At 31.8% G+C, this 15,079-nt stretch carries 14 protein-coding genes; 8 read left to right on the top strand and 6 right to left on the bottom strand.

Translation table 11 applies throughout. From position 1 onward, the window contains the following. The first annotated feature begins 170 nt into the window (after window positions 1-170). Window positions 171-704: a DUF2059 domain-containing protein gene (locus ACOQOS_RS08905; RefSeq protein WP_420574622.1), complete on the top strand. Its 534-nt coding sequence runs from the start codon at window positions 171-173 to the stop codon at window positions 702-704. A 137-nt stretch (window positions 705-841) separates the two neighbouring features. Here the strand turns inward: ACOQOS_RS08905 and ACOQOS_RS08900 are convergent, their stop codons facing one another. Further along, complete coding sequence (locus tag ACOQOS_RS08900; RefSeq protein ID WP_420574621.1) at window positions 842-1,546, bottom strand: class I SAM-dependent methyltransferase; 705 nt, start codon at window positions 1,544-1,546, stop codon at window positions 842-844. Window positions 1,547-1,845: 299 nt separating this feature from the next. On the opposite strand from ACOQOS_RS08900, the gene ACOQOS_RS08895 reads away from it, so the two are divergent. The 4 genes from ACOQOS_RS08895 (at window position 1,846) to ACOQOS_RS08880 (ending at window position 5,883) form a co-directional block, all read left to right on the top strand. After that, window positions 1,846-2,352: a YkgJ family cysteine cluster protein gene (locus tag ACOQOS_RS08895; protein WP_420574620.1), complete on the top strand. Its 507-nt coding sequence runs from the start codon at window positions 1,846-1,848 to the stop codon at window positions 2,350-2,352. 68 nt (window positions 2,353-2,420) lie between these two features. After that, window positions 2,421-3,281 (top strand): sterol desaturase family protein, encoded by an 861-nt coding sequence (locus ACOQOS_RS08890; RefSeq protein ID WP_420574619.1) that lies wholly within the window; start codon window positions 2,421-2,423, stop codon window positions 3,279-3,281. After that, complete coding sequence (locus ACOQOS_RS08885; RefSeq protein ID WP_420574618.1) at window positions 3,282-4,520, top strand: glycosyltransferase family 4 protein; 1,239 nt, start codon at window positions 3,282-3,284, stop codon at window positions 4,518-4,520. It abuts the gene before it with no gap. Between the two features lie 121 nt (window positions 4,521-4,641). Continuing rightward, window positions 4,642-5,883, top strand: coding sequence for an ABC transporter permease (locus ACOQOS_RS08880; protein WP_420574617.1), 1,242 nt, complete (start codon window positions 4,642-4,644; stop codon window positions 5,881-5,883). A 3-nt stretch (window positions 5,884-5,886) separates the two neighbouring features. On the opposite strand, the gene ACOQOS_RS08875 is transcribed toward ACOQOS_RS08880, so the two are convergent. Further along, window positions 5,887-8,292 carry a leucine-rich repeat domain-containing protein gene (locus tag ACOQOS_RS08875; protein WP_420574616.1) on the bottom strand — a complete coding sequence of 802 codons (2,406 nt, stop codon included), beginning with the start codon at window positions 8,290-8,292 and terminating at the stop codon, window positions 5,887-5,889. Window positions 8,293-8,479: 187 nt separating this feature from the next. Between ACOQOS_RS08875 and ACOQOS_RS08870 the strand changes: the two genes are divergently transcribed. After that, on the top strand, window positions 8,480-9,841 hold the full coding sequence (locus tag ACOQOS_RS08870; protein ID WP_420574615.1) for a pyridoxal-phosphate dependent enzyme: 1,362 nt from the start codon (window positions 8,480-8,482) through the stop codon (window positions 9,839-9,841). 73 nt (window positions 9,842-9,914) lie between these two features. Here ACOQOS_RS08870 and ACOQOS_RS08865 read toward each other — a convergent pair whose 3' ends face one another. Next, window positions 9,915-10,247: a hypothetical protein gene (locus ACOQOS_RS08865; RefSeq protein WP_420574614.1), complete on the bottom strand. Its 333-nt coding sequence runs from the start codon at window positions 10,245-10,247 to the stop codon at window positions 9,915-9,917. 911 nt (window positions 10,248-11,158) lie between these two features. On the opposite strand from ACOQOS_RS08865, the gene ACOQOS_RS08860 reads away from it, so the two are divergent. Further along, the gene (locus ACOQOS_RS08860) at window positions 11,159-12,301 is read left to right on the top strand and encodes a M57 family metalloprotease (protein ID WP_420574613.1); all 1,143 of its coding nucleotides are present in this window, start codon (window positions 11,159-11,161) and stop codon (window positions 12,299-12,301) included. Between the two features lie 176 nt (window positions 12,302-12,477). Here the strand turns inward: ACOQOS_RS08860 and ACOQOS_RS08855 are convergent, their stop codons facing one another. From ACOQOS_RS08855 to ACOQOS_RS08845, 3 genes are all read right to left on the bottom strand, one after another. Beyond that, complete coding sequence (locus tag ACOQOS_RS08855) at window positions 12,478-12,738, bottom strand: hypothetical protein (protein ID WP_420574612.1); 261 nt, start codon at window positions 12,736-12,738, stop codon at window positions 12,478-12,480. Between the two features lie 69 nt (window positions 12,739-12,807). Beyond that, window positions 12,808-14,007 (bottom strand): DNA cytosine methyltransferase, encoded by a 1,200-nt coding sequence (locus ACOQOS_RS08850; RefSeq protein ID WP_420574611.1) that lies wholly within the window; start codon window positions 14,005-14,007, stop codon window positions 12,808-12,810. A 257-nt stretch (window positions 14,008-14,264) separates the two neighbouring features. Continuing rightward, complete coding sequence (locus ACOQOS_RS08845; RefSeq protein ID WP_420574610.1) at window positions 14,265-14,501, bottom strand: hypothetical protein; 237 nt, start codon at window positions 14,499-14,501, stop codon at window positions 14,265-14,267. Between the two features lie 293 nt (window positions 14,502-14,794). On the opposite strand from ACOQOS_RS08845, the gene ACOQOS_RS08840 reads away from it, so the two are divergent. Beyond that, a complete protein-coding gene (locus ACOQOS_RS08840) occupies window positions 14,795-15,067 on the top strand; it encodes a hypothetical protein (RefSeq protein ID WP_420574609.1) in 273 nt (90 codons plus the stop codon). Window positions 15,068-15,079: the final 12 nt, after the last annotated feature.

Genomic DNA, 15,079 nt, shown 5'->3' with positions numbered 1-15,079 from the left:
AACAAAAAAATAACATTTATCGGTGTATTTTTTAAAAATATCACAACTTTTTCTTGTTAATTTCCAATACTTTAACAAATTTAGTATAAAAAAATATTTTATCTTTCTTTTTTGGAATACTATTTGAAAAGCAATATTCTTGTAAAACCTACCTGTTTTATTTTATAGATATGAAAAAAATACTGATTGCCGCACTTTTATTCTTTAGTGCACAGACTACATTTTCGCAAACTGACCCGTACATAGAAAATGTAAAGCATTATTTATCAATTAATGGAACTCAGCAACAATACGAAGACGCTATTGATGCTATGTTTGTGATGTTGAAAAAACAGTTTAAAGATTACAAGATTTCCGAAAATGTATGGAAGGAATTAGAAAACACGAAGAAAGAGCAAGTAGAAAGTGTAAAGGCAATTTTAGTTTCTGCTTATAAAGCATATTTCACATTAAATGATATTAAGAAAATGACTGTTTTCTATGAATCTGCTGCAGCTAAGCAAATGTTAGCAGATGCTTCAAAGTTAACAACGACACAGCGACAACAAATAGGCAATTTTTATGATTCTGAAACAGGACAAAAAATGATTGCTAGTAAAGATGGTTTGGCAAAGATAGAAGGTGAAATTTCTATGCAATGGAGCGGAGATCTTTACAAAAGCATTATCAATAAATTAGCAGAAAAAGGATATAGTTTGAATTGATTTTTTAGACTGCTTCCGCTGTTAGATAATAGATCGCTTCGCTGCTAGATGATAGATATGTTAGGAATGTCTTTGCAAGGAAACATGACGTGAAAATCTGTTTCTCCTGAGAATACTAACGTAATACAATAAGTAGGTTACTTCGTCAGCTTTGCTAAATAATCGTAATGTTCTCCTTCTAAGATGAGCTCACATTGTAATCCGCAAGCGTGAGCTGCATTTTGTAATGTGTTGTAATCAATATACAGCCAATTAAAAGGTGCTTCGTGTTCACCTTTATAGCTCACATGATATAGTACTTCTCCATAATAATCTGTATCTGAAGGAATCCATTTTCCACCATCTTCATCTTCATCAAACATATATATAATGTCTGATGAATCTACTAAAATTTGCCCGCCATCATTTAATAATGTTTTTAAATGATTGAAAAAGGCAGCGATATTTTTTAATTTCCCACACATGCCTGCGCCATTCATCAGCAGTAAAATAGTATCAAAATGTCCAGAAAACTCCATGATATCTGCTGTTTTAGCATGTTGTATGCCTCTAAGTTTACAGGCTTGAATAGCAGCTTCAGATATGTCAATAGCAGTAACGTTTAATTTACGATCGTTCTGTAAATACAAACTATGACTTCCTGCGCCGCAACCAACATCTAAAACTTTTCCTTTTGCTAATTGCAAAGCTGTTTGTTCTAATGCAGGCATTTCTTTATAAGATCTAAATAAATAGGGAAGTGGCAGCGAGTCTTCTTCTGAGATAGAAGTTGCGGTTGTAATATCTTCGGTATAATTGCCTTGTTGATAATCTAAAATTGCTTTCCCAAATAAATCTTTCATCTGTATCGTAACTAGAGCGCAAAAGTACATCAAGTAATTGAACTTTTATGAAATCAAATGAAAAAAGCAACGAATCGTACTTACAAGTATTCATCGTTGCTCTCAATTGTTAATTATAACCTAAATAATTAACCTAGACTCATAAAATCCCCCAATTTTATGACGCTATTGTTCATTTTTAACCTAAAAAAAATCTTAATCATTTTTAATGTTCTATACACAAGTGTTGCTTTAAATATTTTGTTACCCGATAAATCAAAAAAATATCATGTACTTTTGTTTTTTTAAGAAAACTACAGATGGAAGAATTTATCAATGAACTGCCTAAACTGGCGAAAGAAGTAGAAAAAGAGAACCAAAAATTCTTCAATAAATTAAAAAAAAGAACGCCTAAAAATTTAGATTATATCATGCAAGAATTGCATGAAGAAGAGTTTGAGAAGACTGATTGTCTAGAATGTGCTAATTGTTGTAAAACGACAAGTCCTATTTTTACAAATGCAGATATTGCTCGTATTTCTAAACATTTTAGAATGAAAGAGCATCAATTTATCAGTCAATTTTTATTCTTTGATGAAGATAATCATTATGTACTGCAAAGTGCGCCATGTCATTTCTTAGGAGCAGACAATGAATGTATGATTTATGATGTACGTCCAAAAGCATGCAGAGAATATCCGCATACCAATCGTAAAAAATTCCATAAGATTTCTGAAATTACGATGAACAATATTTCCATTTGTCCGGCTACCTATAATATTGTAGAAAAACTAAAAACAGTAGTAGAAACCAAAGGAAAACGATAGTTTGTACTAATTTTAAGAAAAACGTATCTTTATAAGCAAACTAAGTAACCCACGAAATCTTAACCACTTTGGACAGTATTTTATCATATTTTGAATCGATTCCTTCTTCGCATCGAAGCGCAATCTTGGTTGGAGGAATTGCTTTTTTTTGGTTGATTGAGTATATCATTCCGCTCATTCGATTCAACTATAAAAAAGTAAATCACGCAGGAATCAACATCTTTTTTACACTCACAACTATTGTTGTCAACTTTGTATTGGCGTTTTTATTGTTAAAAACTTCCGATTGGACAATTGCCAATAATTTTGGAATTTTAGAATGGATTAAATTACAATTTCCAGAATTATCAGCTTGGTGGTATGTATTAATTGGAGTAGCTTTATTAGATTTCTTTGGAGCTTGGTTGGCGCATTATGTAGAACACAGAATTCCTGTGTTGTGGCGTTTTCACTTAGTACATCATACTGATACGTATGTAGATACTACAACTGCAAATAGACATCATCCTGGAGAAAGCGTTATTCGTTTTATCTTTACCTTATTAGGTGTTTTTATTGTAGGCGCACCAGTTGCTATAATTATGTTGTATCAATCAATGTCGGTTGTTTTATCACAATTTAACCATGCAAATATTAGCATTCCTAAAAAATTAGATACTATAATTAGTTACATCATTGTTTCACCAAATATGCACAAAGTACATCATCATCATGTATTGCCGTATACAGACACGAATTACGGAAATATCTTTTCTATTTGGGATCGAATTTTTCAAACATTTGCCGTAAAAGATCCAGATACTTTAGTGTATGGAGTTGATACGTATCCAGATGCTTCTGAAAATGCTGATTTAAAAAGTTTACTCAAAATTCCGTTCAACAAATATCGTCCGCCAACAACTTTAAATTCGGATGAACAATCTCACTAAATGAAACAACACGTTTTAGTTATTGGTTATGTGTGGCCAGAGCCAAACTCTTCTGCTGCAGGAACGCGTATGCTGCAATTATTACAGTTATTTCGATCACAAAATTGGGAAGTAACTTTTGCTTCTCCTGCTGCTAAAAGTGAATTTGCTTTAGACTTACGTCAGATGGGAATTGCTACAAAAATCATTCAGATTAATAATGCGAGTTTTGACGAATACATACAAAAATTAAATCCGTCTATTGTATTGTTTGATCGGTTCATGATGGAAGAGCAATTTGGATGGCGTGTTGCAGAATCGTGTCCAAATGCATTGCGAATTCTAGATACTGAAGATTTACATAGTTTGCGAAAAGCGCGACATCAAGCTTTAAAAGATGGAAAAGATTTTTACATAAATCAATTGAAAGCTTATCAATTGGCACAGCGAGAAATTGCGAGTATTTTACGTTGTGATATTTCTTTACTTATTTCTCCAGTAGAACATGATATTTTAGTGAATCATTTTAAAATTGATGCTTCTTTATTAATGTACATTCCGTTTATGGTAGATGCACTATCGCAAGAAAAAATTGCAGCTTTACCAGCTTTTGAAGAAAGACAACATTTTGTCACGATTGGAAATTTTTTACATGCACCAAATCGTGATATGGTATTGTATCTTAAAAAAGAAATTTGGCCGTTATTACGAAAAAAACTTCCCAAAGCAGAAATGCATGTGTATGGTTCGTATGCAAAAGAGCATAATTTACAACTCAATCAACCTAAAGAAAAGTTCTTTGTACACGGTCGTGCAGAAAGTGCCGCCGAGGTAATTTTAAAAGCTAGGATTTTATTAGCGCCATTGCGTTTTGGTGCAGGACTCAAAGGAAAATTTATTGACGGAATGCAAAATGGAACGCCTTGTGTAACGACTACTATTGGCGCAGAAGGCATGCATGGTGAGTTGTCGTGGAATGGTGTAGTTTCAGATGATATAGAAACCTTGATAAACGAAACTGTCGAATTGTACACAAACAAAAAGCAATGGTTGTTAGCGCAAAAAAATGGTTTTGAAATTCTCGAAAACCGTTATGAAGCAGTAAACTTTCAGCAGCAGCTTTTAGAAAAAATGGAAACTACTAAAAACAATCTTGAAACACATAGAGTGAATAACTTTTTTGGGAGCATGCTACAATTACATACCGCAAGAAGTACCAAATATATGTCACTTTGGATAGAAGAAAAGAATAAGAATTAAAATGATAACGCTTGCAATATTTTGAGTGTTTTATTGTTCTTTAGCAGCATATCTTGTGAAAATCCAATTGATAACAACAATAAAAATGTATTTTTGAAAAATCTATAAACTATTCTTGAATTTGAATTACGAGTTTTTTATTGCCAAACGAATTATAAGGGCAAAACAATATAAAAGTAGTGTATCGGCAACGATCATAAAAATTGCAATTGCAGCCATTGCCATTGGTATTGTAATGATGATGATTGCGATTGCTACAGGAATGGGATTACAAAAAACGATTCAAGAAAAGGTTGCTACCTTTAACGGACATATACAAATTACAAATTTTGATAATAATGATTCGGAAGTTTCCTTAATGCCATTAGCGTCAGATCAAGATTTTTATCCAAACTTCACACAAGTTCCAGGAATAACACATATACAAGCTGTTGCCACAAAAGCAGGAATTATAAGAACGGAGAAAACCTTTGAAGGTGTTTTGGTGAAAGGTGTTGGTACAGATTATAATTGGACTGCTTTTAATGATTTCTTAGAAGAAGGTCGTTTTCCTAATGTTTCAGAAAAACGCGAGAATAGAGAAGTATTGATGTCTGCATACATGGCAAGACGTTTAGATTTTAAATTAGGAGATACTTTTAAAACGTTATTTCTCAAAGAAAATACCAACGAAATTCCAAACGAACGAACTTTTGAGATTGTAGGGATTTTTGATTCAGGCTTTCAGAAATTTGATGCCAATGTGATGCTGATTGATATTCGTCATATTCAGCGAATGAATAAATGGAAGAATGGTGAAGTTGGTAATTTTGAGGTCTTTGTGGATGATTTTGATCTTGTTGAAGAAAAAACAGAAGAAGTTTATAATGCTATTCCACCCAATTTAGACACGCAAAGTGTTCTTGATAAATATCCGTTTATCTTTGAATGGATTTCTTTATTTGATGTCAATATCTTTTTGATTATTGGAATTATTATCATTGTTGGAGGAATTAATATGATTACGGCATTATTGGTACTTATTTTAGATAGAACGCCTATGATAGGAGTTTTAAAATCTTTAGGAAGTAGTGATTGGAGTATTCGAAAAATATTTCTGTACAATGCTGCGTATTTAATTGGTATTGGTCTGCTTTGGGGAAATGCGTTGAGTTTTGCCTTTATATGGATTCAGCGAACTTTTGAAGTCTTGAAGTTCCCCAATCCTAAAGATTACCATACCACAATAATTCCTACGCACATAGAAGTTTGGCATGTAGTAGCACTCAATGTTGGTACATTGGTTTTATGTGTACTTATGCTATTGATACCTTCGTATATCATTACAAAAATATCACCAGTAAAAGCGATTAAGTTTCAGTAGTTATTAATACCACGATTTATCTACTTTTAATCCTTTGATTTTACGTTTTATTTTTGCTTTAAAAGATTTGTCTTTAAAAAGAGGACTTTCCCCTAAAACTAATCGTTCTAGCTGTTGTAATTCGTATATATCTTCTGGAAGTGATGTTATAGGTGATGTTTCAAATCCGAAGCTAACGAGCTTTTGTAATTTCGAGATTCCTTCAGGAATGCTGGTAAAAAGTGCGTCATTAATTCGGCTGTATTGTAAGTTAGAACATTCATAAAATGAAGGTGCTAAGGTTTCCATTTTACTGTTGAAAATAGTTATATTTCTAAGCATTTTTAAATTGCCAAAACCTTTTGGAAGTATTTTGATGCCTCCATCAATAAATAATTCTCTGAGTGTTTTATTTTCAATAATATCATGTGCGTCCGCATGAATAGAAACTCCTCGTAGTTCTAGTTTTTCTATGTTGGGCAACTGATTTAAAAATTTACCGAAAGAAACTTCGAAACTCGGTTCGGCAGTACGTCTTTTAATGTATCTAAATGTAAATTCTTTCAGTGTATTTGGAAAGCTATAAAAACCTTTGAAGTGTTCAATATTTCGAATGTTGATATTCACTTTTTCTAAGTTTGAAAGTTCTTTGATAGCTGGATCAATTGATAACTCAAAAATATCTTTTAGTTTGAGAGTTTTTAAGTTTTGCAATCCTGTAATCGCAGACAGAATATGTACTGTTCTTGAACCATTAATTTCAAGTTCAGTCAAACTTTGCATGTTATACACAGCGTTCGGTATATGTTCTAAGTTATTACATTTTAAGTGTAGCTTTTCCAATTTGATCAAACTGCCTAAATTTTCAGGAAGTGTTGTTATTTTCCAACCTTCAATATGTAATTCTTTTAGACTTTTAAGTTCCGTAATAGAACTTGGAAGACTTGAAATGTCGCTTCCAATATTAATTTTTAAAATTTCTAATGTTGGTAACTTATCAAATGTGTTTGGAAGTTCTTTTAAATGATGGCAATCAATTTCGAGTTCTTTTACAACATCAGCCAAGAATAAATTTTCAGGTAAATAATTGATGTAAAATTCACGATAACGAATCTTTTCCTGTCCTTTATATTTATCAGGATCTGTAAATCCTTCTGCTAAGATTGCTTTCTTTGCATGCGATTCTAATTCTAAATCAGGGAAACTGGTGATAATTCGTTGAATAATTGCTGTCTTCTTGTCAAGAGTGCTGTTGGAAACATCTAACTTTTTCAGATTTTTCAACATGAAGAACTCATCCAATAAAAAATCAATTTTGGTATATTGTAGAAATAATTCTTCTAAGTTTTTTAGTTCTCCCAAGTTAGGAATTCGTTTTAAACTATAATTATAATTAAGGTTTATAGATTTTAATTTTTTAAGTTCTAATAATTTAGACTCTACACCGCGGAATTCATTATCGCGCATATCTAGTACTTCTAAATCTTTCATTTCATAAACAAAATCGGGAACTTCCTTGAGTTGCTGATGTTTTAAATACACTTCCCGAATTCCTTTTATTTTAGTAAGATTTGGCGGGAAATTCTCTATTTGTTTGGTGTAGTGTGAATCTCTCCAACGATCTACTCTTTTTTCTCCGCTTAAATCTAGGTTTGCAGTTGGAAATGGTGTTGAAATTGGCCAATATGTAAGTATGTTACACTTTTTGGTGTTGTTTAATTTTTCCCATTTCGTTGAGAAATCAGCCAATGACCTCAGTGTTTTTCCTCCTAAATTCTTATAAATTTGTCCGTAGCGATCTTCAATAGTTCTACTGAACTCTTTATTTGTTTTAAGGAGTGATATTGCTTCTTTAATTTGTACAGCGTCCCAAGTTTCTATTTTATTACAAATTTCTTTTAGTATTGGCGAATTGATTTCTACTTCTTCAAAATCTCCAACAATAATTTTATAGCGTTTTTCTTTTCCGTATTTCCTTTTTATGTTGCTATCTAAAATAGTAGGATCGACACCTAAATAAACGGCAGTTTCAAACGATTTGTAGAACTCTTCTTTTTCTTTTAACGCGAATAAAATTTCTGCTTTCGTAGCATGAATAATAGCATCTTTCTTTTTATACTGAAGTGCTTTGTTGATACTTTCTAAAGCTAAATCATATTTTCTTAATACATATAAAGAGAATGCTTTGTTGTTATATGCCAACGCGTACTCAGGATGAAGTTCTAGTGATTTATCAAAATAGAAAATGGCTTTTTCTCTATCGCCCATAGCAGCATACGTTTCTCCTAAATTGTGATATGATGTATGATTTGGATGAATTTCTATAGCTTTAAAATAGGTTTCAATTGCCTTTTTAAACTTTCCTCTTTTTTTTAATTCCCAAGCTTCATTATGTACATCTCTCCAATCAGGTTTTTCATTCTTTTCCATGCTGTAATTTTGTTTCAATATACTATATAGTTATGAAATAACTACGGAAATAAAACGCGACTTTTTAGAAATTGTAATACCAAAAAGTTAACTAAACCTTAAAACCCTATTAATTAAGTAGACTTTTAAAGTTTGATACTGTAAAATATATATAGACTTTGTATCTTTGTCGCTTGAAAACTTAAGAATGGAATACGCAGAAAATATATTAGGAACTATTGGGAATACTCCTTTAGTCAAAATGAATGCCTTAGTAAAAGACGTAGATGCTTTGGTACTCGCAAAATATGAAACATTCAATCCAGGAAATTCTGTAAAAGATAGAATGGCGTTAAAGATGATAGAAGATGCAGAAGCAGATGGACGTTTAAAACCAGGCGGAACTATCATTGAAGGAACTTCTGGAAATACAGGAATGGGATTGGCTTTGGCAGCTATTGTAAAAGGATATAAGCTTATTTGTGTAATGGCAGATAAGCAATCAAAAGAAAAAATAGATATTCTTAGAGCTGTTGGAGCAGAAGTTGTCGTATGTCCTACTGCGGTTGAGCCAGATGATCCTCGTTCGTATTATTCAGTATCAAAACGTTTAGGAGAAGAAACCCCAAATGCTTGGTATGTGAATCAATACGATAATCCAAGTAACGCAAAAGCACATTATGAAAGTACTGGACCTGAAATTTGGGAGCAAACAGAAGGAAAAGTAACTCACTTTATTGTAGGTGTAGGAACTGGAGGAACTATTTCTGGAGTTGGAAAATACCTAAAAGAACAAAACCCGAATGTGAAGGTTTGGGGAGTTGATACGTATGGTTCTGTATTTAAAAAATATCATGAGACAGGTATTTTTGATGAGAATGAAATTTATTCATACATCACTGAAGGAATAGGAGAGGATATTTTACCTAAAAATGTAGATTTTGATATTATTGACGGATTTACCAAAGTAACAGATAAAGACGCTGCTGTATATACGCAACGTTTGGCAAAAGAAGAAGGTATGTTTTTAGGAAACTCTGCCGGATCAGCCATAAAAGGTTTGTTGCAACTAAAAGAACATTTTACCAAAGATGATGTTGTTGTCGTATTATTTCATGATCACGGAAGTCGATATGTTGGGAAAATGTTTAATGATGATTGGATGCGTGAACGTGGATTCTTAGAAGAAGAGGTTTCTACAGCAGCAGGTTTAATTAAAGATCATCAAGACAAACCGTTAGTTACTGTAAAAACGGGTGAACTTGTATCGCATGCTATTGAGCGTATGCGTAAATTTAAAATCTCACAAATTCCTGTGGTAGATACAGAAGGTTTCGTAGGTTCTGTTGATGAAACAACATTGTTTTCAAAATATATAGAAAATAAAGATATTGCAGATACGTATATCTCAGATATCATGGAAAAACCTTTTCCTGTAGTACATGCAAATACTTCTATTGATGAAATCTCAAAATTGATCACCAAAGATAATCAAGCAGTTTTAGTAGATTTAGGGAATGAAAAATATCATATTATTACAAAGTATGACATCATTAAAGGAATTGGATAAAAAAGAATATTTAGAAATAAAAAAAGTCGAATACAATTTTAGTATTCGACTTTTTTTATAAAATGTGTTTTCGTTACAACAGTGGATCTTTGGTTTTAAAGTCCGTAACGAGTTTTTTATAACGTTTCTCTAGGTTTCTATTGTCAATTAGGATGATGATTAATACAGAAAAGAATATAATAATTGAGTATCCTAAAATAGAATTGAGTTCTCCTTTGTCAGTACTTACTCCGCCACCTTCATTGCTACTGGCAATTGTTGTAGGTGTTACCATGCCAGCGTCAGAACTTTGGTCAACGACATTTGAACTTACAGAATTAGAATTTAAAGTGGCATCTGTAGGACTATGCGCTAGTAGGTTGCAGGTAAATATGAAAACTAATAATATGGTAAATCGTATTTTCACAGCTTAAAAGTATAAAAAAAAACTCACAAAAATAATTTTAACTATTGATTTTTAATATTTTACGAAATCTAAAAATCGAAACTATTTTATTGATATAGTATTTTTTGTGTTTACTTTCCGTCAGTTTTTGATAAAATAAAGAAGAATTTTAAATTCTTATTGCTAATATCAATCTTCAATGGTTATATACTTGTTCTGTATTTGAAGAGATCAGTAATATCCTTTTAAATCAACGGATTAGTAGCTTTTTTTAATTTTTTATAATAATTTTTTGGTTATTAATATGTGCACATTGTTTGATGAAAAACTGACATTGTAGTATTACATGATTAAGGGGAAGAGAATACTTACTAATTGTCAAAATTTTCATTAAAATAGCGACTGAAAAAATCTAACTATTCATATAATGCGTTGACAAAATAACAACTTTTTTTTGAAAATATTGTAATATTATTTCGGATTAACTGCAAAGAAAGGAAGATAAACTGCATTTTTAAGATTTTCTTTGTAAGAATTTAAATTTTTAGGTGATTATTAATCTTTGGGTGATTTGAACTAGACCTGAAAATATTTTGAAAAAAGAGCGAAAAAAATCAGAATATCTTTTGATTTATTGATTGAATGCGTAAGTAGTATTAGTGAAAATATGATCATTCATCGCAAGAAGTAAAACAAATAATTACACAAAAGTTCTGTTACAATACATTGTGGCTTATAAAATAATAAGATGTCTTTATTAACTTATAGTGATTATAATGTTAACAAAATCAGAGGTCTATACGTAATTTTTGCTGGCTAAAACGAATGCTTTCTAATATCTTGTTTATGGTATTTCCGTAGCGTATTGATTTCTATGTGTTATAATTTTGAATGTAATAGCATACATATTTAAAACCAAAATTATACAAACCATGAAAAAAGTTTTAAACTACAAATTACCAGTACTTTTGATGAGTTTATTTTTTGTAATAAGCTGTCAAAATGATCCAGAAGAGTTGCTTGATGAAGCAACAGAAACAACTACGCAGCGTATCGATAAAAAATGGCTTGCATCAGACAATCATCCTGTAGTACAATTATTGTACAAAAGAGGTTATGAAAAAGGAAGTATTTACGAAACAGAAGAGCATTTTTTAGCGCCACCGGATTTATTGTATAGTAAAGATATTAATGATTACGATCTTTCTAATACAACAGATGTTACTATGAAGCAAGCTTTCAATACAGGACGATTAGTATCATTAAATAGAATGCGTATTAATGTGTTTTTTGATAATTCAATCGGAGCAGGTTTGCAAGCAGATGGAGTTGCTGCTATCAACGAATTAAACGGAATCAACAATTGTGCATTATTTTTTGTGCGCGTATTTAATGCTAATCAAGCAAATATTACAGTGCGAAGCGACTTTGGTGTCGAGCCAGCAAATGTATTAGGACGAGCAGGTTTTCCGTCAAATGGTAGAGTGTTTAATAGAGTAACGCTTAATGTGGATCGTTTAGCAGATTTCGGATTTAGCGTTCGTAGAAATACGATCATACACGAATTAGGACATTGTGTTGGTTTGCGTCATACAGATTGGCGAAACAATGGAGAAGGCGGAGCAGTAAACATTCCGGGAACAACTGAAAATGATACACAATCTGTAATGTGGCATATCATACGAAATAGAGCAAATCCTTTTACAAATGGAGATTTAACAGCTTTTAGAGCATTATTTCCACGTGCTTTACGTATGGATGTAGTAAATGAAATCAATGATTACGATTACAGTGGCGAAATTTATGTGTTAGACAATGTATTTGTTGATGTTTTCACTGATGGAAGCTACACTACTTCATCAACATTAAATAGAAATGTAAATGTAAGTTATCGACTTAATGTGCAAGAGTATAATCATACCTCAGGAAGTTATTACTATAACCGAAATCGTACTTTAATAGCTGGAAGTAGTAGGTATTTTATTGATGAAGAAGAGGAAGAATGTTCTCCATATCAAGGAGAAACCTGTACGCAAGAAGATATCGAAATCAGATTAGCTACTTCTGTGTTGTAACTATTTTACACAGCTTAAAATAATAACTTTAACCAATAACGAAGCCCAGCAATTTCTGTTGGGCTTTGCATTATATATTATTTAAATTACTTCTCCTCGAGGTGTTTCTGCGTTTGTTGTACATAGAGTCAATATCTACGATTTTTAAAATTCCTTGCGATTTATAAAAAGTAACATTAAGGTCGTGTGCCAAGACAAATGATGAAATCTTCTGATTTAATAGCGCATAATGCGGAAGAGCAAATAAAACCTTCTGTACAGTCTTCTGTTGGTAATGGACATTTGCTAGTAGGTAATGGAGCTGTAGTTCCGCAATTTCCAGCTGTACATGAGCCATTTAAACGATCGGAAGCATAACCGCCTCGTAATTCTCTGTGTTTAAAATTAGAAATAGTTCTTTTGTTGAGTGCTAATGATTGTAATTTCTTTTTTTTCATGTGAATAGTTTTTGATTCATTATATACTTAAAAGTTATATACACACGAAATTGTTACCCATAACAATAATTAAAGATGTTTTGTTAAATGTTGCACAACAATTTTTCCTAGCAATGGCGGAACGGCATTTCCTATTTGTTTTTGTATTGAACGTCTTGATCCTATAAAATTATAGTCTTCAGGGAATGTTTGTATGGCGGCTAGTTCTTTTAGTCGTAACCTTCTGCCTGTCCAATGAAAAGGACCTTCCCAATGTCCTGGAGAAGCAATAATAGTCCATGAAGGTAACAAAGGGTGTAATTTTAGTAAAAAAGACCAATATCTTTTACGAGCGATGAATCTTGGGTTTGGATAACCTCGTTTTTGGGTTAAGGCAAAATAATTTTGACCAGGTGGAATTGCCATTAAGTCTTCATAGTATTTTCCGTCAATAGAATCGTAATCATTAGAATATTTTGGATCATCATATTTACCAATCCAATCAATAACTCGTTCATAAGGTTTTAAATTGCTATTGAAAACTCTTTCTTCTTCAGTTCCATGAGTTTTTACTGGATCTAATTCAATAGTATTCTTTGACGCAATGAAGAAAACTCTTTTTCTTTTCTGTGGAATACCAAAATCGGCAGCATTTACACGAAATTTAATATGATTGTACCCTAATTTGTCAATAGCTTCTTCAAGTTTTTCTACAGCTACGATATTCTTTGGATGCAATAAACTTTCTACATTTTCTAAAATAAAACCATTGGGTTTTAGTTCTTCAATAAGTCTTAAATAATTGCCAATCATGTTTCTCGGATCGTCACTGCCTAAACGATTTTCATGTTTTTTCCAGTAACCAGCTTTTGAAAATGGTTGACATGGCGGACCTCCAATTAAAATTAGTTTTTCAGGATTATTTTCTCTTAAAATGTCTTTATACAGACTAGCGTTTACTTCTTTGATATCTTTATGAAAATGATGTGTGTGTTTAAAGAAATTATTTGCTTCTAATGTTTTTACACTGTCCAAATTAAAATCTAAACTTGAAATTACTTTTGAACCTGCTAATTGCGCTCCAATATCCAAGCCGCCTGCACCAGAAAAAAGTCCTATAGTTTGCACGCTAGACGTATCAATAAAAGGAGCTTCATTAACGGTAAATGATCTATGACTGTATTTTATTTTAATGAATTCATTGTCTATTTGATCAAATTCATCAATCAATTCAAATTTTCTTGGTTCATGAAGTCTTTGAAGAGTTTTTAGAGGGAAATTATGGGTCATTTATAATATACAGTTTTGAGGGAATGCAAATTGTAAGGTACTAATATATGATATGTTAAAAAGAAACACTATTAGGATTTGTTAATTTTTATAACTGTACAGTTGAATTTTATACGTGAAATTGAATGGTTATAGCTTTTTTTGAAGAAACATCGGTAGAGAAGAAGAGTAATCAATCTAAAGAAAATAAATAAAGGAATAAAGGAAAGTCATTGAACAATTAGATTATTCATTCAATGACTTTCATAAAATGGTAATTAACAAATAGGGAAAATGGTAGTCTGTAATTGACAATTAAAGTTTGTGCATAAAAAACTATCAATCTCACATTGTGCACCTGTAGCACAAAGTCCACTCTCACAAGCAGCATTCGTATCTTGGCAACCTGCATATTGTGTAGGAGCAGGATGCTGATTAGTTCCGCCTACTTTACCACTAAAGTTTGCAATTGATTTTTTGTTTAATGATAATCCGTTTAAGTTCTTTTTTTTCATTTTTAAATAGGTTAAAGTTAGAATTAAAAAGTAGTGCAAAACAAAAAAAAAATGCTACGGTAACACCTTATTTAACAATAATAATATTTATGCATGTCTTGTAAATGATGTTGAATGTAAGTGATTTTAAATCATGGATTTATGTTTTTTTATTTCTCCCTGTAATTCGATAATTATAGCTTCTGTTTATTTGAAATGGATACTATTCTGAGTTTATTTGATAAACAAGAGTAGAAGCTCTGACTGCTCTCAAAATGAATTTATTTGCTCAGAGTATCAATAAGTAATTTAATATGATAAAAAACATCTTAAAATTGAAAAACGTTCAAGAAATAGATAAGACAGAACAGAAAGCTATCGGTGGTGGAAGAAATCAAATAGATCCGCATTGTTGCTTGCAAATGGCAGACTATTACATGGAAGAACATGTTCCTAACTACGTAGACCCTTCTTATGAGATGTATTTAACTTATGAGCAACGACATGATATTTGGACGCAAGTTTTTGATGGTTGTATGGGAGGTCAGGCGCCTGTATGTATTCCTGTTGGTTATGTGCCTTACTAAGATAGATTTGGT

Source organism: Kordia sp., from assembly GCF_965224175.1.
GTDB lineage: Bacteria > Bacteroidota > Bacteroidia > Flavobacteriales > Flavobacteriaceae > Kordia.
This window is presented reverse-complemented; position numbering and strand designations above follow the sequence as displayed.